This window comes from Lentzea aerocolonigenes (assembly GCF_000955955.1).
GTDB lineage: Bacteria > Actinomycetota > Actinomycetes > Mycobacteriales > Pseudonocardiaceae > Lentzea > Lentzea aerocolonigenes_A.
The window spans coordinates 24,321-42,967 of the sequence record NZ_JYJG01000004.1 but is presented as its reverse complement, the minus strand read 5'-3'; the positions used below and the strand labels follow the sequence as shown (position 1 = coordinate 42,967).

17 protein-coding genes are annotated in these 18,647 nt (G+C 68.5%); 6 read left to right on the top strand and 11 right to left on the bottom strand.

Annotation, left to right across the window (positions count from 1 at the left end; all coding sequences use genetic code 11):
- Positions 1–43: 43 nt before the first annotated feature.
- From UK23_RS01555 to UK23_RS01545, 3 genes are read right to left on the bottom strand one after another with little or no spacing between them, the layout of a single operon-like run.
- Entirely contained in the window at positions 44–1,507 is a 1,464-nt protein-coding gene (locus tag UK23_RS01555) for a tripartite tricarboxylate transporter permease (protein ID WP_082114343.1), read from the bottom strand.
- Between the two features lie 54 nt (positions 1,508–1,561).
- Entirely contained in the window at positions 1,562–2,080 is a 519-nt protein-coding gene (locus UK23_RS01550; protein WP_045309511.1) for a tripartite tricarboxylate transporter TctB family protein, read from the bottom strand.
- The gene (locus UK23_RS01545) at positions 2,077–3,045 is read right to left on the bottom strand and encodes a Bug family tripartite tricarboxylate transporter substrate binding protein (RefSeq protein ID WP_082114344.1); all 969 of its coding nucleotides are present in this window, start codon (positions 3,043–3,045) and stop codon (positions 2,077–2,079) included. The genes UK23_RS01550 and UK23_RS01545 overlap by 4 nt, the downstream gene beginning before the upstream one ends.
- A 130-nt stretch (positions 3,046–3,175) precedes the next feature.
- Between UK23_RS01545 and UK23_RS01540 the strand changes: the two genes are divergently transcribed.
- Complete coding sequence (locus UK23_RS01540; protein WP_045309509.1) at positions 3,176–4,711, top strand: sensor histidine kinase; 1,536 nt, start codon at positions 3,176–3,178, stop codon at positions 4,709–4,711.
- Positions 4,708–5,379: a response regulator gene (locus UK23_RS01535; RefSeq protein ID WP_045309584.1), complete on the top strand. Its 672-nt coding sequence runs from the start codon at positions 4,708–4,710 to the stop codon at positions 5,377–5,379. The genes UK23_RS01540 and UK23_RS01535 overlap by 4 nt, the downstream gene beginning before the upstream one ends.
- Here UK23_RS01535 and arfB read toward each other — a convergent pair.
- From arfB to UK23_RS01505, 6 genes are all read right to left on the bottom strand, one after another.
- The gene (gene arfB / locus UK23_RS01530; protein WP_045309508.1) at positions 5,362–5,790 is read right to left on the bottom strand and encodes an alternative ribosome rescue aminoacyl-tRNA hydrolase ArfB; all 429 of its coding nucleotides are present in this window, start codon (positions 5,788–5,790) and stop codon (positions 5,362–5,364) included. The two genes, UK23_RS01535 and arfB, sit on opposite strands and share 18 nt — an antisense overlap.
- Before the next feature lie 10 nt (positions 5,791–5,800).
- Positions 5,801–6,958 carry a SigE family RNA polymerase sigma factor gene (locus UK23_RS49905; RefSeq protein ID WP_231114336.1) on the bottom strand — a complete coding sequence of 386 codons (1,158 nt, stop codon included), beginning with the start codon at positions 6,956–6,958 and terminating at the stop codon, positions 5,801–5,803.
- A 70-nt stretch (positions 6,959–7,028) separates the two neighbouring features.
- Complete coding sequence (gene purM / locus UK23_RS01520; protein ID WP_045309507.1) at positions 7,029–8,090, bottom strand: phosphoribosylformylglycinamidine cyclo-ligase; 1,062 nt, start codon at positions 8,088–8,090, stop codon at positions 7,029–7,031.
- A gap of 30 nt (positions 8,091–8,120) precedes the next feature.
- Complete coding sequence (gene purF / locus UK23_RS01515; protein ID WP_045309506.1) at positions 8,121–9,626, bottom strand: amidophosphoribosyltransferase; 1,506 nt, start codon at positions 9,624–9,626, stop codon at positions 8,121–8,123.
- Between the two features lie 147 nt (positions 9,627–9,773).
- A complete protein-coding gene (locus UK23_RS01510; RefSeq protein WP_045309505.1) occupies positions 9,774–10,097 on the bottom strand; it encodes a hypothetical protein in 324 nt (107 codons plus the stop codon).
- On the bottom strand, positions 10,097–10,843 hold the full coding sequence (locus UK23_RS01505) for a maleylpyruvate isomerase N-terminal domain-containing protein (RefSeq protein WP_045309504.1): 747 nt from the start codon (positions 10,841–10,843) through the stop codon (positions 10,097–10,099). Before UK23_RS01505 ends, UK23_RS01510 begins: the two co-directional genes overlap by 1 nt.
- A gap of 96 nt (positions 10,844–10,939) precedes the next feature.
- Between UK23_RS01505 and UK23_RS01500 the strand changes: the two genes are divergently transcribed.
- Together UK23_RS01500 and UK23_RS01495 are read left to right on the top strand one after the other, a co-directional pair.
- Positions 10,940–11,263, top strand: a complete 324-nt coding sequence (locus UK23_RS01500) for a type VII secretion target (protein WP_045309503.1) — start codon at positions 10,940–10,942, stop codon at positions 11,261–11,263.
- Positions 11,260–13,302: an alpha/beta hydrolase gene (locus UK23_RS01495; protein ID WP_063778030.1), complete on the top strand. Its 2,043-nt coding sequence runs from the start codon at positions 11,260–11,262 to the stop codon at positions 13,300–13,302. The genes UK23_RS01500 and UK23_RS01495 overlap by 4 nt, the downstream gene beginning before the upstream one ends.
- Here the strand turns inward: UK23_RS01495 and UK23_RS01490 are convergent.
- Positions 13,299–13,646, bottom strand: a complete 348-nt coding sequence (locus UK23_RS01490; RefSeq protein WP_419503861.1) for a sterol carrier family protein — start codon at positions 13,644–13,646, stop codon at positions 13,299–13,301. The two genes, UK23_RS01495 and UK23_RS01490, sit on opposite strands and share 4 nt — an antisense overlap.
- 88 nt (positions 13,647–13,734) lie before the next feature.
- On the opposite strand from UK23_RS01490, the gene UK23_RS01485 reads away from it, so the two are divergent.
- On the top strand, positions 13,735–15,300 hold the full coding sequence (locus UK23_RS01485) for a hypothetical protein (RefSeq protein ID WP_045309501.1): 1,566 nt from the start codon (positions 13,735–13,737) through the stop codon (positions 15,298–15,300).
- The gene (locus tag UK23_RS01480; RefSeq protein ID WP_045309500.1) at positions 15,297–17,006 is read left to right on the top strand and encodes a hypothetical protein; all 1,710 of its coding nucleotides are present in this window, start codon (positions 15,297–15,299) and stop codon (positions 17,004–17,006) included. The genes UK23_RS01485 and UK23_RS01480 overlap by 4 nt, the downstream gene beginning before the upstream one ends.
- Here UK23_RS01480 and UK23_RS01475 read toward each other — a convergent pair.
- The gene (locus UK23_RS01475) at positions 17,003–18,532 is read right to left on the bottom strand and encodes a glycosyl hydrolase family 28-related protein (protein ID WP_196777575.1); all 1,530 of its coding nucleotides are present in this window, start codon (positions 18,530–18,532) and stop codon (positions 17,003–17,005) included. The two genes, UK23_RS01480 and UK23_RS01475, sit on opposite strands and share 4 nt — an antisense overlap.
- Between the last annotated feature and the right edge of the window lie 115 nt (positions 18,533–18,647).

Here is an 18,647-nt window from a genome sequence, read left to right as displayed (position 1 = left end):
TACCAACTCGCAGTTGGTAGTACTTGCAGACGTCACGACCAGATCAGGCGTCGACCTTCTCGCGTTCCTCGACCGGAGCCGCAGGAGGCGTCGGCTTCGGCAGGAACTTCTTGATGAGCGGGAAGAACACGATCAGCAGGATGACCACGTAGACCACGATCGCCATCGGGCTGTTGACCAGGCCCGTCAGCGAGCCGTCGGAGAGCTGCAACGAGCGGCGCATCTGCTGTTCCGCGGCCGGGCCGAGGATCACGCCGATGATCGCGGGCAGCACCGGCAGACCGTAGCGGCGCATGCCGAAGCCCAGCAGGCCGATCACGAACATCAGCAGCAGGTCGAAGATGTCCGCGTTCACCGCGTAGGCGCCGACCGAGGCGAAGAACAGGATTCCCGCGTACAGGTACGGCCGCGGGATGCGCAGCAGCTTCGCCCACAACGGTGCGAGGGGCAGGTTCAGCACGAGCAGCAGCGTCAGGCCGATGAACAGCGACGCGATGAGCGCCCACACCAGGCCGGACTCGCGCTGGAACAGCAACGGTCCGGGCTGGATGCCGTAGGTCTGGAACGCCGCGAGCATCACGGCCGCGGTCGCCGTCGTCGGCAGGCCCAGGGTCAGCATCGTGACCAGAGTGCCTGCGGCCGAAGCGGAAGCCGTCGACTCCGGACCCGCGACGCCCTCGATGGCGCCCTTGCCGAACTCGTCCTTGTGCTTGGAGAGCCGCTTCTCCGTCACGTACGACAGGAAGGTCGGGATCTCCGCGCCGCCGGCCGGAATCGCGCCGAACGGGAAGCCGATCACCGGGCCGCGCAGCCACGGCTTCCAGGTGCGCTTGAGGTCCGCCTTCGCGAGCCACGGACGCCCGACCGGGATCGGGACGAACGGCTTGCGGCGCAGGTGAGCCGCGACCCACAGGGCCTCGCCGACCGCGAACAACGCCACCGCCACGATGATCACGTCGATGCCGTCGGCCAGGTGCAACGAGCCGAACGTGAGCCGCTGCTGGCCGGTCATCTCGTCCAACCCGACCAGACCGATCGTCAGTCCGATGAGCAACGACGCGACACCGCGAATCCGCGAGGCGCCCAGCACCGAGGTCACCGCGATGAACGCCAGCACCATGATCGCGAACAGGTCCGGCGCGCCGATGTCGACCGCGTGCTTGGCCACGAACGGCGCCAGCAGGACGATCAGGATCGTGCCGATGATGCCGCCGGTGAAGTGGCCGATGGCAGCGGCGGCAAGCGCTTGCGCACCACGTCCCTGGCGGGCCATGGGATTGCCTTCGAACGCCGTGACGACCGCGGCGCTCTCGCCTGGTGTGTTCAGCAGGATCGAGGTCGTCGAGCCGCCGAACATGCCGCCGTAGTAGATGCCCGCGAACATGATGAACGCGCCGGTCGGCTCCATGCCGTAGGTGACGGGCAGCAGCAGTGCCACCGCCATGGCCGGGCCGATGCCCGGCAGGACGCCGATCGCGGTGCCGAGCAGCACGCCGATCGCCGCCATCAGCAGGTGTGTCGGCGTCAGCGCGGTCGCGAAGCCGTCGAGCAGTTGTTCCACCTAGAACACCTCCATCAACGGGCCACCTGGCAGGGGGACGCCGAGCAGGTTGTTGAACACCACGAACGTGAGGATCGAGAGCCCGGCCGCGATCAGCGGGTCGCGGACGTACGCGCGGCTGCCGAGCGCGTAGGCCGCGCCCCAGAACAGGATCGCGCCGGAGATCGGGAACCCGACCACGCCGATCAGCGCGGCGTTCGCGAGGAAAGCACCGCACAGCAGCAGAACCGTGCGCCAGTCGGCCGGTTCGGTCAGGTCGACGTCCTCGCCGCCCTCCGCCTCGCCGCGACCGCCGCGCAGCACGTCACGGGCCAGCAGCACGGCGACGACCAGCAGCAGCGAGCCGACCAGGATCGGCACCGCCTTCGGGCCGACCGGGCCGCGCTGGGCGAAGTCGGTGGGGATGCGCAGCGCGTCGGTCAGCACCAGCACGCCGAGCACGACCAGGAGGGCGCAAATGCCCAGCTCAGAACGTTCGCGGAGCCAGTTCTTGGGCCCCGCCTCAGTCTCGGTCGTCATGCCAGCCCCAAGTCCTTCAGCACTGTTGCCACCCGCTTGTTCTCGCTTTCCAGGAAGGTCTTGAACTGGTCTCCCGGTGCGAAGGCGTCGGTCCAGCCGTTGCGCTGCAACGCCTCTGCCCACTGAGGGGTCTTCTGCATCCGCTGCAGCAGATCGACCAGCTTGTCGCGGTCGGTCTGCGTGATGCCGGGAGGAGCCACGATGCCGCGCCAGTTGGTGAACTCGACGTCCACACCGGACTCCTTGAGCGTCGGCGCGTCGATGCCGCTGATGCGCTTCGAGCTCGTCACGGCGAGCACCCGCAACGTGCCGGCCTGGATCTGGTCGCGGTACTCGCCGACGCCGGAGACGCCGAACGCGACCTTGCCGCCGAGCACGCTGGCCAGCAGTTCGCCGCCGCCGTCGAACGGGATGTAGTTGACGCTCTTGGGCGCCAGCCCGACACCCTTGGCCATCAGCATCGGCGCCAGGTGGTCAGGTCCGCCAGGAGCCGAACCACCGCCGACCGTCACCGTGCCAGGGTTGGCCTTCCACGCGTCCACGAGCTGCTGCAACGACGTGTACGGCGAGTCCTTGCCGACCACGACGATGTCCGGTTCCTCGATCAGCTTCGCGATCGGGGTGGTGTCCAGCAGCGAGTTCGGCGACTTGTTCGTGTACACCGCGCCCACGACGCCCAGGCCCATCGACATGATCAGCTTGCCGTTGCCGCGCTCACCGACCGTGCGCCCGAGCCCGACCGTGCCGCCCGCGCCGGGGAGGTTGAACACCTCGGCGTTGCGCAGCAGGTCAGCGTCCTCCATGGCCTTCGCCGCAGTGCGGGCCGTGATGTCGTACCCGCCGCCGGGCTGGTTCGGCACCAGCACGCGCAACGCCCGCACCTGACTGGTCTCGCCGCTGTCCGCACCCGGCGTCAGCAGCGGTGGCACCAGCAGGACGGCGAGCAACGCCGTCGCCACTGCCACCCACACCTTCACCGACACTGTGATCCCCGCCTCTCATCCGCGTGGTTCGACATGTTGCTCTGGTGTAAACCTTGATGTCGCTCTTGCGCTTCTAAGGTTTCTTTCGGTCTTTCTGGTCACGGGAGGTCTCATGCGTCGCCGCCGTTCCCTGGCCAGCCAGCTCCTAGTGTGGCAACTCGTTGTCGTCACGTTGCTACTGTGCGCGGTCGGCGCGCTGACGGTCGTCCAGTTGGGCAGCAACTTCCGCTCGAACGAGGAGCGCCGGATGCTGTCCGTCGCGGAGAACGTGGCGGCGACCAACGTCGTGCAGACGTCGATGGGCAACTGGCGAATTCTGGCCGCGCCCGCCGAGACCGCGCGGAGCCTCTCCGGTGCCTCCTACGTGCTGATCGTCGACGCCCGGCGGATCGTGATCGCGTCACCCGATCCGGCCCAGATCGGGTCCAAACTGGACACTCCGACGACAGCGCTCGACGGCAAGGCCTGGGTCGGCACGGTGGACGACTCGATCGAGGCGCACGTGCCGGTGTTCGACGAGCAGAGCCGCAAGGTGAACGGCATGGTGATCGCCGGTGCGATCGAGCCGGGCCTGTTCGTCGGTGCGTTGAACCAGCCGGTCGACGTGCTGCGGTACCTGGCGATCGCGCTGGTCATCGGCGTCACCGGATCGTTGCTGCTGGCGCGCAGGGTGAAGAACCAGACGCTCGGGCTGGAACCGCACGAGATCACCGCGCTGGTCGAGAACCGCGAGGCGTTGCTGCACGGTATCCGCGAGGGCGTTGTCGGTCTCGACGGGCAGAACCGGATCACGCTGGTCAACGACCACGCGAGCGACCTGCTGGCGTTGCCGGAGGACGCGGTCGGCCGGTCCGTCGAGGAACTGGAGCTCAACGACCGGCTGCGCGACGTGCTGACCGGGCGCGCGACCGGTGTCGACCAGCTGGTGCTGCGGCAGGGTGCCGTGCTCACGGTGAACCGCATGCCGATCGAGGGTGCCGGCGCGGTCGTGACGTTGCGAGATCGCACGGAACTCCTTGCGCTGCAACACGAACTCGACGCCTCGCAGCACGCGACGGACACGCTCCGGGCGCAGGCGCACGAGTTCGCGAACCGGCTGCACACCATCGCCGGGCTGATCGCGCTGAAGGAGTACGACGAGGTCACCAACTACATTCACCAGATCAGCTCGGCGCAGGACCAGTGGCGGGCCGAGGTCAGCTCGTCGATCGGCGACCCCGCCGTGGCCGCGCTGCTGATCGCCAAGGCGTCGCTCGCGTCCGAACGCGGCACGGCACTGCGGATGGGCCCGGACAGCGTGCTGGGACGCGTCGACGAAGCTTTGTCCGCGGATTTGGTGATGGTGCTGGGAAATCTCGTCGACAACGCGTTGGATGCACTGAGCTCGCTGAGCACCAACGGAGCTGGGAAGTGGATCGAGGTGGGTGTGATGCAGTTGGACGACGAGGTCCAGGTCGTGGTGCGCGATTCAGGTCCCGGGGTGGCACCGGAACTGGCAGAAGAGGTGTTCCGGCACGGGTTCACGACCAAGGCGGCATCGCACGGTGAACGCGGTATCGGGCTCGCGCTGATCAGGCGAGCGTGCCTGCGGCGCGGAGGTTCGGTGAGCGTCACCGGCTCGGTCTTCACGGCAAGGCTGCCCTGGTGATCCGGGTGCTCGTCGTCGACGACGACTTCATGGTGGCCAAGGTGCACAGCGGCTACGTCGCGCGCACCGAGGGGTTCGAGGTGGCCGGGGTCGCGCACAGCGGCGGGGATGCGTTGAAGCTGGTGGCTTCCCTCAAGCCCGATCTGGTGCTGCTCGACATCTACCTGCCCGATCAGAGCGGGCTGGAAGTGCTGAAGTCCTTGCGCGCCAACGAGGACGTGGACGTCATCGTGATCACGGCGGCAACCGACGTCGAGACCGTGCGCAGTGCGATGCGCGGTGGCGTGCTGCACTACCTGATCAAGCCGTTCGACTACTCGGCTCTGCGGGACCAGCTCGCGCACTACGCGTCGTTGCGGGACAAGCTGCACCGGCTGGACTCGGCCGGGCAAGCCGACGTGGACCAGGTGTTCGGCGCTCGACCAACCTCGAAACCGTTGCTGCCCAAGGGGTTGACGCCGGAGACCGCCCGGCTCGTGGAGAACGCGTTGCGGTCTCACGCGGAAGGGCTGTCGGCGTCGGAGTGCGCGTCGTCGACCGGCGTTGCCCGCGTCAGTGCACGCCGGTATCTGGAGCACTTCGTGTCGACGGGTCGCGCTGAAGTTCGGTTGCGGTACGGCGGAACCGGCCGTCCGGAGCGGATCTACGCGTTAGTCCCAGGAGCCTGAACGACCGCGGCCGCGCTTGGTCTCCGCACGGCGTTTCTTGCCCGCGATGCGGCGTTCCTGCGAGCCCTTGGTGGGTTTGGTCGGCCTGCGCATCGGAGGCGGCGGCGCGGCTGCTGACCGCAGGATCGCGGCGAGGCGTTCCCGTGCGGCGGCGCGGTTCTGCAGCTGCGCCCGGTGCTCGGACGCGGCGATCGTGAGCACGCCGTCGACGAGGCGGTTCTCCAGGCGATCGAGCATCCGGCGCTTGAGGTGCTCGGGGACCGACGGCGAGGCAGCCAGGTCGAACGAGAGCTCCACGCGGCTGTCCGCCGTGTTCACTCCCTGCCCGCCCGGCCCACCTGACCTGGAAAAACGTTCGCGCAACTCGGACGCCGGAATCACCAGCGTCCTCGTCACGGTCACGTCGTTCATGCCTGCAAGGTTAGAAGGTCAACCCCGGCAGTGTCGCGATCTTTATCAACGCCTCGCGGTCCAGCAGGGGCGCCGGCCGTTGCGGAGCACCCACCAGGTCGGGCTCGCGGCGCACGGTGTCGGTGAAGCGGCCGATGTTGTCGCTGGTGACCTCGACGCGCGTGCCGTCGGAGCGGATGGCGAGGGCGGCCAGGACCTGTGCGGCAGGCCGGCCGGGCACCGCCATCACCATGACGCGGACCTTGATGCCGTTGCGTTCCACGATCTGGCACTCGAGGTAGAACTCGCAGGTGCCGAGGTCCCTCGTCGGGGGGCGGTCGAGCGTGATCGTCACGCCACCGACGCCCTCGGTGTCCCGCAACCTCGCCACGGCTCGCCGGACGGTGTCGACGGTGAAGAACGTGAAAGCGCCGGCGTCGATCTCGGGGACGCCTTCCGCGGTGACACCCGCCGGAACGATGCCCGCGCCGCGCAGGACCTCGGTCAGCTGGGCGTTGCGGTCGATGGTCGCGGACGTCGCCATGCCTCCCGAGTCCTTCATGGTCATCGACGACTGCAGCACGTACCCGGTCGTCCCCAGGCCGACGATCATGACCATCGCCAGCGCACCCGCGATCGCCGTGCGCCTGCGGGTGAGCTTGGCCTTGCCCTTGCGGATGACCTCGGAGCGGTAGATCCGCAGCTTCGGCTCGTCCTCCAGCAGTTCGCGCAACGCGGCAAGCCCCTTGGCCGCCTGACTCTTCACCGTGCCCTCCGTCCTGCCGAGGATGCGGGCGGTCTCGGTGATGCTCAGGTCCTCCCAGTACCGCAGCACGACGACAGCGCGCTGGCCCGGCGGCAGGGCGTCCAGCGCCAGCCGCAGGTCGAAGTCCGCCGCGTCGTCGGTCACCGCCGGTTCCGGCACGACGTCGACCGTGCGTTCGCGCTGGAACCAGCCGCGCCGGCCCTCGTCGATGGCGGTGCGCACCAGCACCTTGCGCGCGTAGGCGTCGACGCTGTCCTTGCGCACGCGGGACCAGGCCACGTAGAGCTTGATCAACGCGTTCTGGACGATGTCCTCGGCGCGGTACCAGTCGCCGCACAGCAGATAGGCCGTGCGGCGCATGACGAGAGCGCGTGCGTCGACGAACTCCCCGAACTCGCGGTCCCTAGAAAGCCGACGGTCCAAGTGCCCCCTCCTCGGTCGCCGCTTAGTACGCAACGACGACCGTAGGGGGTTGCCTCGGAAACCGGTTGTCTCAGAACCTGGGGTGGTCTCCGACGAGTGCGGCGCCGCCGACCTCGGCCTTGGAGATCTCGCCGAGCACCCACGACGGGACGTGGCGCGCGGTGAGCACGGCCAGTGCGCGGTCGACGTCCTCGGGCGCCACGACGGCGACCATGCCGACGCCCATGTTGAACGCCTTCTCCATCTCCTCGCGCTCCACCCGGCCGCGCTGGGCGATGAGCTGGAAGATCGGCGCGGGCGACCAGGTACCGCGGTCGAGCGTGGCGTGCAGGCCCTCCGGCAGCACGCGCGCCAGGTTCGCGGCGAGGCCACCACCGGTGACGTGCGAGAACCCGCGGACCTCCGTCTCGGCGATCAGCGCGAGGCAGTCCTTGGCGTAGATCTTGGTCGGCTCCAGCAGCTCCTCGCCGAGGGTGCGGCCGAACTCCTCGACGTGACCCTCCAGCGGCATGCGCCCGATCTCCAGCAGCACGTGCCGGGCGAGCGAGTAGCCGTTGGAGTGCAGGCCGGACGAGCCCATCGCGATCACGACGTCGCCGTCGCGCACGCGGTCCGGGCCGAGCAGCTTGGACTGCTCGACCACGCCGACACCGGTGCCGGAGATGTCGTAGTCGTCGTCGCCCATCAGGCCGGGGTGCTCGGCCGTCTCGCCGCCGAGCAGCGCGCAACCGGCCTGGACACAGCCCTCGGCGATGCCCTTGACCAGCGACGCGATCTTGTCCGGGTCGACCTTGCCGACCGCGATGTAGTCCTGCACGAACAGCGGCTCGGCACCGCAGACGACCAGGTCGTCCACGATCATGGCGACCAGGTCGATGCCCACGGTGTCGTGCTTGTCGAGCGCCTGCGCGACCGCGATCTTGGTGCCGACGCCGTCCGTGGAGGACGCGAGGATCGGCTCCTTCCAGCGGTCGAGCTTGAGCTGGAACAGGCCGGCGAACCCGCCGATGCCACCCAGAACCTCGGGCCGGTGCGCCTTGGCCGCCCACGGCTTGAGCTTCTCCACCGCCTCGTCACCTGCGGTGATACTGACTCCGGCGGCGGCGTAGGTGGCCTTGGCGCTGTCGGTCACGTCAACTTCTTCCACTTGGATCTTGGGTGCTCAGGGACGACGCAAGGCGTCTTCGGCACCATAGCCGTTGGCCAGGACGGGAGCGGCCGAGCCCGACACGCCCTTGAGCCCTTCAAGAAGGTGCTTGCCCATGAGGGCGTCCGCCGGCAGCTCGATCGGGTACTCACCGTCGAAGCACGCCGAGCACAACCGCGTCTTGGGCTGCTCGGTCGCCGCGACCAGCTGCTCCAGCGACACGTACCCGAGCGAGTCGGCACCGACCGAGCGGCGGATGCCGTCGTCGTCCAGGCCGTTCGCGATGAGCTCGGCACGCGAGGCGAAGTCGATGCCGTAGAAGCACGGCCACTTGACGGGCGGCGACGCGATCCGGACGTGCACTTCAAGCGCACCGGCCTCGCGCAGCATGCGGACGAGCGCGCGCTGGGTGTTGCCGCGGACGATCGAGTCGTCCACGACGACCAGCCGCTTGCCCCGGATGATGTCCCGGAGCGGGTTCAGCTTCAACCGGATGCCGAGCTGGCGGATGGTCTGCGACGGCTGGATGAACGTGCGGCCGACGTAGGCGTTCTTGACCAGGCCGGTGCCGTACGGAATGCCGCTGGCCTGGGCGTACCCGATCGCGGCCGGCGTGCCGGACTCCGGTACCGGGATCACCAGGTCCGCCTCGACCGGGTGCTCCTTGGCGAGCCGGCGGCCGATCTCGACGCGGGTGGCGTGCACGCCCCTGCCGGAGATCGTCGTGTCCGGCCGCGCCAGGTAGACGTACTCGAAGATGCAGCCCTTGGGGTCGGGGTTGCCGAACCGGGAGGACCGCAGCCCGTTCTCGTCGATGGCGATCAGCTCACCGGGCTCGACCTCGCGCACGAAGCTCGCGCCCACGATGTCCAGCGCCGCGGTCTCGCTCGCCACGACCCAGCCGCGTTCCAGCCGGCCGAGCACCAGCGGCCGGACACCGTGCGGGTCACGCGCCGCGTAGAGCGTGGACTCGTCGCTGAAGGTCAGGCAGTACGCGCCCTTGACCGTCGGGAGGAGTTCGAGGGCCGCCTGCTCGATGCCCTTGTCGGCCGCCGCGTGGGCGAGCAGGCCGCAGAGGATGTCCGAGTCGGTCGTCGCGCCGTTGCGCTCGACGATGCCGAGCGCCTTGGCCTTCTCCAGCAACTCGGCGGTGTTCACCAGGTTGCCGTTGTGGCCGAGGCTGAGCCCCGAGCCGGCAGCGGTGGTGCGGAACGTCGGCTGCGCGTTCTCCCAGGTCGTGGACCCGGTGGTGGAGTAACGGCAGTGCCCGACGGCCACGTGGCCCTTCAAGCTCTGGAGCACCTGCTCGTCGAACACCTGGCTGACGAGCCCGAGGTCCTTGAAGACGACGACCTGAGCCCCGTCACCGACCGAGATGCCCGCCGCCTCCTGGCCGCGGTGCTGCAGGGCGTAGAGCCCGTAGTAGGTCAGCTTCGAGACGTCCTCACCGGGAGCCCAGACGCCGAAGACGCCGCACTCCTCACGGGGTTCCTGTTCGGGCTGGGACTGGTCGGCGACCACCGAGTTGGCTCCCTAACGACGGGGCTGGCTACGTCCCGAGTGTAAGTGGAGCAGGGGGCCAACCACCCCCCTCGAACCCCTGGTGAGGTGACCAAACTCATGCCTTCGGACGCCGAAAACGCCTTCAGCGCACGATGATCTTGCCAATCACGCCTTCTTGCAGCTCTTCACCCGGGTCACGACGTGCGAGTCACCGATCGCGCTGCCCTTCTTCTGCTCGACCAGGCAGAGCACCTCGTCACCGGCGGCGGCACCACCACTGACGTCGCTCGGTTGCACGAACTCACGTGCCATGTCGGCCGCGTCCAACGCGCCCTTCGGTGCACTACCTGCCAGTTCGAGTTCGAAGTACTCAGTGGGGGTGGAGTTGTCGACGGCCTTGATCCGGTAGCGGACCTCGTCCCCCTGCCAGGAGGCCGCGCACCCCGTGAGCACCAGACAACCGACCATTACAGCGGTGAGCTTGCGCATCAGTGCCCCCGTCCGACCTTCAGGACGTCCAGCACGCGCTGGTCGCCGGTCATCTCCTTGAGGTTCATCCGGTTCCAGAGCCAGAAGTAGACGAGCTCCGCGTCCCCGGTCACCTGCGCGTCGCCTTCCTCGCCGGGTGCGGCGGCACGGGTCTGGGGCACCTCGCCCGCGGTGAGCGAGATCAGCCAGGACTCGGGTACGTCGGTCGGCCGCACCACGGCCGTGCCGGACACCTCACTGGGCGAATCACCGTCGAGCTTGGCCGCGACGATCGTGGTCAGCACCTCGTCGATGCCGTCGACGCAGAGGTCCGCGTCCGTGGCGACCACCTGGCGGACGACCGTCTGCGCGTCGAACCGGCGCAACACCGTCTCGTGCGCGATTCGGCGGTGCCACACCCACGCCAGATCGGGAGCAGCGGGTGAGAACGTCCACACCGGCCGATTGCCGGGTACGGCCGCGAGAACCTCTCCGGCCTCGGCCAGCTGCAGGTCGAGGTATTCGAGCGGCGACAGCCCGCCCCTCGGCGCCGGCGGCTTCATCGGGTTGCGGCTGCCGGTGCGCAGGTAGGCCGTGGACGTCTCCAGGAAGCGCGCGAGGTGCACGACGAGGTCCTGCACGGTCCATCCCGGACGCGTCGGCACCTCGGCCGCCGGATCCGCGTCAGCCACTGCCTTGCGGAACATCTCCGCCTGCTCGATGAACACAGCGGTCCACCGCTCGGCCGTCCACCCCGTCTGCACCATGGGGGTCATCGTGCCTGAAACGGTCCACCCGCGACGGAGGAACCGGCGATGATGTGCGTGCGTCGCAGTGATCGAGGACCAATCAGGGGGTGTGCGATGTTCGGCGTTGAGCCAGAGCTGTTGCGCAACGCGTCCAAGGAGTTCGGCAACGGCTCCGACGCGGTGCGCGAGGCGGCGGAGATGATCTCGATGCTCAAGCTCGACGCTGGCGCGCTGGGTGAGGTCGACGCAGCCGCGGAGTTCGCCGACGCCCTGTCCAAGTTCGTCGGAACGCACTCGCAGGACCTCCAACGAGGCTCCGCGTGGATCACCGACGCGGCGGAAGGCCTGGTCTCGAACGCCGATGCCTACCAGCGCACGGACGACGACCACGCCTCGGCGCTGATGAAGCTCGTTCAGGGACTTGGGGGCGGCAAGTGAGCTACACGGATCCGGAGAGCCTCTACGGCAAGCTCGCATCTGGCGATGTCAGCCGGATCGCTGCCGCCGCGGATCCGATCACCGGTGCGATCAGTGCCGTCGGCCGCGCCGGTGACTCGGTGGCCAAGGGTGGCAAGACCGCGGTGAGCAACTGGGTTGGCCAAGCCTCCACCAAGTTCACCGCACGCGCCGAACTGTCCACGAGAGCCACCAAGGCCGCCGCCGAACGACTGGGCGCGGGCGTGGACATCGTTCAGGCGGCATCCCGTGCCTACGGTCAGATGCGCGGCGCTGCGGACCAGGCGATCAACGTGTGGCGCAGCCGTCCTCCGGGTCTCGACGAGGAGCAGACCCGCACGCTCGCCAACCAGGTCAACGACTCCCTGAACAAGGTGAAGTCGGGTTACGACAACGTGCTGCGGTCCTACGCGGGCGCGCTCACCAAGATCCCGCCCGGCTTCGAGGAATCCGCTCGCACGGACTGCGGCTGGGATCGTGCCGCACAGCGCGCCGGCGGTGCAGGGGCACTTCCTCCGGTGCCTCCACCAGGCACCGATCCGAAGACGGTCGCGGCTTGGTGGAAGTCACTCAGCGCGGATCAGCAGAAGGCGTTGCTGGACACCAAGTTCCAGGAACTCGGCCAGCTTCCCGGCTTGCCGGCCGAGGTGCTCGACAAGGCGAACCGCGCACGCATCACCGATGACATCGGCCGGTTCAACAGCCAGAAGACCGCTCTGCAGCAGCAGTTGGCTGACCGCGCTCGTGAGCTGGGCGTCGACCCGAACTCGTCGGATGGCCAGCGAGCACTGCGCAACGACCCGCAGGGGTCGCAGCTCTTGTCCCAATACGACGAAGCCGCACGTCGCGCCCACAACGCCGAGGCCGCGAAGGGCTCGATGGACAAGGCCATCAAGCTGGGCAAGGACAGCGGCAAGACGCCATACATCCTCGCCTACAGCCCGGACGGTCCTGGGCTCAAGGAAGGCACGATGGCGGTGGCGTTCGGCAACCCGGACACCGCCAAGAACCTGGCTGTCTGCGTGCCCGGCACGACTTCGGACCTCCAAGGCGGCTTCAGCATGTCGCAGGCCGCGAACCTCAGCAACGCGATGGGGCCCGACGGCGCCGCGATCCAGTGGCTCGGGTACGACGCGCCTGCCGCAGCGCTCGGCCAGGTCAACGACCCGGCACAGGCGATCGAGGGCGGCAAGCTCCTCGCGCAGGACGTCGCGAACTACCGCGCGGTCAACCCGGGCGCGCACGTCACGGTGATCGGGCACAGCTACGGCAGCACGGTCGTCGGGTACTCGGCGATGGACAACGGGCTCAAGGCGGACGACATCGCATTCGTCGGGTCGCCGGGCGTCGGTGCGTCCAACGTGAACCAGCTCGGACCGGGTGCCGGGCACGTGTACGTCGGCGGCACCGAGCACGACCCGGTCATCCAGGGCACGAGTGGCGACTGGTTCACCAAGGACGGGTCGTCGACCGGTCCGTACGACGCTTCGTTCGGCGCCAAGCAGTTCGGCACCTCCGGCCAGACCTGGGTCGGGGAAGCGCACTCGTCGTACTACGACAAGGGTTCCGAGTCGTTGGGCAACCTGGCGAAGATCGCTACCGGGCACGGCGGTGACGTCACCGAGCAGCGGTGGCAGGACTCGCCGACGCCGGTCGAGGTGCCTGGTTCGAACATTCCCGGTGTCGGGCCGGTCATCGACTGGGGCGTGAACACCGGCAAGGAGGTCGTCGACATGGGCGAGGACGTCTGGCGCGGTGGCGGCCAGGTCGTCGACGACATCTCGCACGGCAACTGGGGCGACGCAGGCAGGCACGCGGTCGGCACGGTGGGCGAGTTGGGCAGCGATGTCGTTGACGTGGCCGCTGACACACTGGGCAACGCCGGTGAGCTCGGACGGGACGTCTACGAGGGTGGCAAGGCCGTGGTCGAGGGTGGTGTCGAGGTCGTGAAGGACGTCGGCGGCGCCATTTCGGACGGTGCGAAGTCCGTTTACGACAACACGATCGGGTCGTGGTTCTAGAAGCGCACGACCGGCAAGAGGTGGGAGAGGTCGGCTCGGGTCCCTGAGGCGGTGACCCGACCGCCGTCCACGGCCTCGGCCCAGGCGAGAGAACCGACTGCGAGTTCCAGCCAGGTGCGCGGGTCGGTCTCGATCACGTTCGGGGGCGTGCCTCTGGTGTGCCGCGGGCCCTCGACGCACTGCACGGCGGCGAACGGCGGGACGCGGACCTCGACGCTGCGGCCAGGTGCGATCTGCTCGAGGGTGCGCAGGCTGAGGCGCACGGCGGCGGCCAGCAGCGGGCGTGCCGGCTGGTCGGCCTCGCCTCGCAGCCACGGGAGCACGGCCTGCACGGCGGCTCGCATCTCGGCGGGGTCGACGGGCTTGGCTGGCACGTCGCCCACATTAGCGAAGCGGCAGCGGCGGCCCCGGAGCTGTTGGTATATCTGGACCGTGATCAGGAACTTCGCGGTCGTCGGTTCCGGCCAGGCGACGAGGGAGCGGCTGACGGCGGCTCTCGCGGCCGCGCCGGACATGGCCGTCTACCGGATCGGGCGCGGGGCGGACCCGTTGCCGGTGTCGGCGACCTTCGACCCGTCGGACCAGATGGGGTGCCGGAGTCTGCTGGACTGGTTCGAACGCGGGGCGCCGTCCGGTGCGGTGCTGCTGGTGGACGACTGGGCGTTGTGCGTGCAACACGACCCGGAGCTCGACCAGGTCGTCGAGTGGATAGCGGCGTTCGGGCCCGCGCGGGGCGTGCAGGTCGTGGTCACGGCGCGGAAGTGGTCGGACGTGCCGGGACGGCTGCGGCGCCATCTGCTCGGCGAGGCGGCGGACTTCCTGGCTCTGCACGAGATCGAGACCGATCTGAGCAACAAGCAGCAGCGGCGCGACCTCAGGACCGCCGTCGGTTCCGATGAGCGCGGCTGGCCGGTCTACCTGCACATCGCCGTTGGTGCGGACGGGTATTCGGGCACCTACCTCGGCACGGCCGCGCAACGGGAGCAGAAGCTGCTCGCCGCCCTGCTCGGACTCATGGCCACGCACTCGTCGAGAGACCTCAACATCGGCTGCTTCGACATGTTGAACACCGGTGTCTTCGACGGCCTGAGCCCCGCACCGCACATGGCTTTCAGCCTCACCGGCGACGACTCCGACGAGGTCCTCGAGCGGTTCCGGATCGGTCTCGACGGCGAGCTCAACCGGCGGCAGGAACTGGTGCACAAGACCGACGGGTGCCGCAACTACAACGACTACCGCGACAAGCGCGACGAGAACCCGCGCCTCGACCCGCTCCCGGCCCTGCTCGTCTGCGTGGACAGCGCCGAGGTGCTGATCGAGCGGAATCCCCGCTTCAAGGACACCCTGGACGCCCTGACCGGCGCCGGCCGCGTCATGGGCGTCTACCTGCTCTTCTCCGGCGAGGCGTTCCCCGAACAGCTGCGCGCCAGGCTGCCGGAGTGGCCGTCCGCGACACCGCCGTACGACCTCGAGGAGTGGGCCGAGACGCTGCCGCAGGCGCTGGCCGACTCCGGTCCACCCGCCCACCCGCTCGTCCTGCCGCCGCTGCACCAGAGTCCGGTCGAGCTGAAGCTGGACATGCTTCCTCCCGGCGCCATGGGCATCGTGGACATCCCGTTCGAGCAACGCCGTGCCGTCTTCACCCCGATCTTCACCTCGGAAGCGCGCTACGGCGCCATCGTCGGCAAACCGGGCACGGGCAAGAGCACGGCCCTGCGCACGCTGGCGACGGTTCTCGGTGACGAACTGCCGAACTACCAGCTCCTGGACGGTCCCGGCGAACCGCTGGACCCGCAACGCCACGTCGTGGTCACCGCCCGCACGTGGGCCGAGGTTCCGGCCTTCATCATGAAGAACCTGGGCTTCGCGATCGAGTTCCGGCTCGACGACCCGGCCACGTCGCTGCTCGACGCACGTCAGGCCGCCCTGGTGCCGGACCGGCCCGGTTTCGCCCTCACCCTCCCAGGCCCGGTCCAGTCGCAGATCGCGGTGCCGTGACGCCTCTCGCCCTGGTCGGGCCGCCACGCCTCACCGGCCTGCGAACCCCTGCGGGACAAGGGGTCTACCGGATCGGGCGCGGCGAGTCGCAGGCCGCCGTCAGCTTCGACCCCGCCGACGAACGCCGCCGCCAGAACCTGTTGACCTGGTTCGAGCGCGGTGGTGAACCCGGCGCGACGCTGTTGATCGACGACTGGAAGCTGTGCGCGGAAAGCGATCCCGGGCTCGCCGACGCCGTCCGGTGGATCACCACGACGGCGCACGAGGTCAACGTGGTCATCACCGCCCGTGTGCTCGGCGATCTTCCCGACAACGTTCGCCTGCAGGTCGAAGTGCTGGACTTCCTCGCACTGCACGGCATCCACGAGTTCAGCAGGACGCTCGCGTGGAAGGGCCGGTGGTGGAAGGTCCCGATCGGGGTCGACGGCGCCGGCGAACCGGTCGTCGTCGAGCTCACCCGGTTCGTCGACGGCAAGTGGCGCACGGGATCGCATCTCAGCATCACCTCGCCGGGCGCGTTCCGGAGTCTGGTGCTGGGGCTGATGACCACGCACTCGCCCAGGCTGTTCCAGACGATCCTCATCGACGCGCACGACACGGATGCCTTCGCCGGACTCGACCAGGCGCCGCACGTGCAGAGCCATCACCGCAACGCGACGAGGAATCCCGCGCAGCTCGCGGACATGCTGCTGGCCGAGTCGCAGCGCAGGCTCGAAGTCGTCGGCAACACCTGGACGATCTTCCACCACCGCGGCTTCGACCAGGTGCTGCCTCAGCTTCTGGTCTGCGTCAACGGGTTCGAGGACATCGTCAAAGCGGATCCGTCGTTCGCCGCGGACCTCGTGATCGTCGCCAAGGACGTCGGCAAGTCGGGAATCCAGCTGCTGCTCGACAGTCCACACGCGACAACGGACCTGCAGATCGACGACTGCACCGCACCCGCGAACCTCGAAGAGCTCGCGGTCTCGTTGCCGCTGCTCATGCACCGGACCGAACCGGCGCCGGACTTCTTCACGCTCCACGACCTGCCGAAACACGCGTGGCGGCCCCGTCCCGTCGCCCTGCAGTACCGGGCTCCGGTGGGTGCGGACGAGCACGGCCAGCCGGTGGAGGTGGACCTCAAGTCCACCCACCTCCAGGACGGGATGGGCCCGCACGGCGAGGTCGTCGCACCACCCGAACGACGCGCGGAAGCCCTCAACGCGCTGATTCTCGGCCAGCTGCTGCGCCACTCACCGGACGACCTGCGAGTCACGTTCATCGGTGGCCCCACCGGCCTCGACGAAGCACCGCACGTATGGCACGGAGATCTGCTGGACGACCTCGACCGACGCGCCAGGACGTTGGCGGACAACGGCTTCCGGACCACCTGGGACTACCGCGCGGCACTGCTCGCCCAGAAAGAACTGAAGCACCCGCTGCCGGAACTGCTCGTCTGCGTGAACGGCGTGCGCGACCTGGTCGAGGCCGACCCGGAACTCCTCAAGGTCCTGCAGGCGCTCAGCGAGGCAGGACGCAACTACGGCCAGCACCTGCTGCTCGCCGACTCGACACCCAGCGATCTGCCAGGCGTCTCGCTGTCGTACCGGCTCGAACTCACCGAACGAGGCTGGACGCGACGGATCAGCAGATCGGTGGAGAGCTTCGTGCTCCCCACCGATCTCGCCGACGTGACGCGCTCGCTGCCGATCGCTATGCGCGGCTAGTTCCGGCGCAACTTCCTTTGCGCGTCATAGAGGTTCTTCGGAGTCACCTCGTTCGTGCCGTAGAGCTCCAGCCGCGAGTTCAACGCACCGGCGAAGTCCGGCTTGTCGATCTGACCGAAGTCGCGGACCTCGGAGATCGCCACGGTCGCACTGCACGGCGCGACCTGGTCGATTCGCACGTTGCCGGCACGCTGGTTCGTGACGGTGACGTTCCAGTGCGCGAACCTGGCTCCGTACAACGGGCCCGCGTTGGCGCTGCCACCGTGTGCACCGACGTTGTTGATGGTGATCTCGGTGCGGACGTTGCCGAACGGCAGACCGCGGTGGGTGTCGAAGACGTCGTAGTCCATCTTGCCGCGCGTCCAGACGTTGCCGCACGACAGGCCTTCGACGTTCAGCCCGTGGTTGCCCGCGCCCGCCTGCGACGGCTCGGACGGCGCCTCGATCACGAAGCCATCCGTCAGGTTGTCGTGCGACTGCTCGCGCGTCGCGTACGCGTGGTGGTGACCACGGCCGGAAACCCGAGTGTTCAGCAGGGAGATTCCCTTGGAGGACACCAGGAGGAACCCGTTGTCGACGTCCTGCACGTGCACGTCGTCGGCCCAGCAGTCCCACGCGCACTGGAACGCGAGACCGTTGTACCCCTTGTCCTGCAGGTGCTTCGGCGTCGGCACCTTGAACATCTCGATCTTGATGCCCTCGACGCCGGCACCCGTGATCACCGGCGCCATCGTCGTCAGGCGCGCCTTCCACTCCGGGCGGATCTCCACCGGCAACGGCTGCGCGAGCTTGACCCTGTTGCCGCGCACCCACTCGATCTTCACCGGCCACAGGAACGGGAAGTACGACAGGAGCTTGTCCTTGTCGTCCCACTTGTAGGTCTTCGTGCCCTCGACGTCGCCGCACATGTGCTTCGGCAGCGAGTAGCCGTCGTCGTCCACCCGCAGCAGCACGCGCTGACCGGCACGCAGCTTGTGTCCATTCTCGACGGTCACGACGAACGCACCACGCGCAGCGGACCCCGTGACGCCGGTCAGGGTCGAACCGAGCTCCAGCTCGTTGCCCGTCCAGCCCTCGAACGGCCACTTGTGCGCTTTGATCGCGTCGACCAACGGCTGGTACCGGTCGCGGTGGCACACCCACACCAGTCCGCCCGACCAGCTCCACGCCGAGTTCTCCGAGCCGTAGCGGCTGCGGTTGATGCCGACGATCTCCTCCAGCGACCGGGTCGCGTAGAAGGTGGTCTTCGAGCTGCCGGCGCCGCGCAGCACCACGTTGTCGTAGCCGACGCGGATGATGTCGTCGATCCGGTAGCGGCCCGGCGGCACGTAGACGGTGCCGCCACCGAAGCGGCCGACGAACTCGATGGCCTTGTTGATCGCGGGCGCGGCGTCCGCGGAACCGTCCCGGCGAGCCCCGAAGAACAGCACGTTCGCGAGCACGGGCCGGTGAGCAGGCTTTTCGCCCATCCGGTAGCCGGCGTACGCGATGTTCGGGATCTGCGGGTGGTTGTAGGGGTTCGCCACGAACTCTTGCCAGAGCGTTGCCGAGGACGCTGCCGAAGCAGTCCCCGTCAACGCTGACGTCCCGACCAAGGCAGCCCCTGTAGCCAGCAGGAATTGCCGTCTGTCGATGCTCATT

Bases quoted from the DNA above. Each gene is read 5' to 3' on its own strand.
- UK23_RS01555 (WP_082114343.1), bottom strand. From the start codon at position 1,507: ATGGCGGCGATCGGCGTGCTGCTCGGCACCGCGATCGGCGTCCTGCCG.
- UK23_RS01550 (WP_045309511.1), bottom strand. From the start codon at position 2,080: ATGACGACCGAGACTGAGGCGGGGCCCAAGAACTGGCTCCGCGAACGT.
- UK23_RS01540 (WP_045309509.1), top strand. From the start codon at position 3,176: ATGCGTCGCCGCCGTTCCCTGGCCAGCCAGCTCCTAGTGTGGCAACTC.
- arfB (WP_045309508.1), bottom strand. From the start codon at position 5,790: ATGAACGACGTGACCGTGACGAGGACGCTGGTGATTCCGGCGTCCGAG.
- UK23_RS01510 (WP_045309505.1), bottom strand. From the start codon at position 10,097: ATGCGCAAGCTCACCGCTGTAATGGTCGGTTGTCTGGTGCTCACGGGG.
- UK23_RS01505 (WP_045309504.1), bottom strand. From the start codon at position 10,843: ATGGTGCAGACGGGGTGGACGGCCGAGCGGTGGACCGCTGTGTTCATC.
- UK23_RS01500 (WP_045309503.1), top strand. From the start codon at position 10,940: ATGTTCGGCGTTGAGCCAGAGCTGTTGCGCAACGCGTCCAAGGAGTTC.
- UK23_RS01490 (WP_419503861.1), bottom strand. From the start codon at position 13,646: ATGCGAGCCGCCGTGCAGGCCGTGCTCCCGTGGCTGCGAGGCGAGGCC.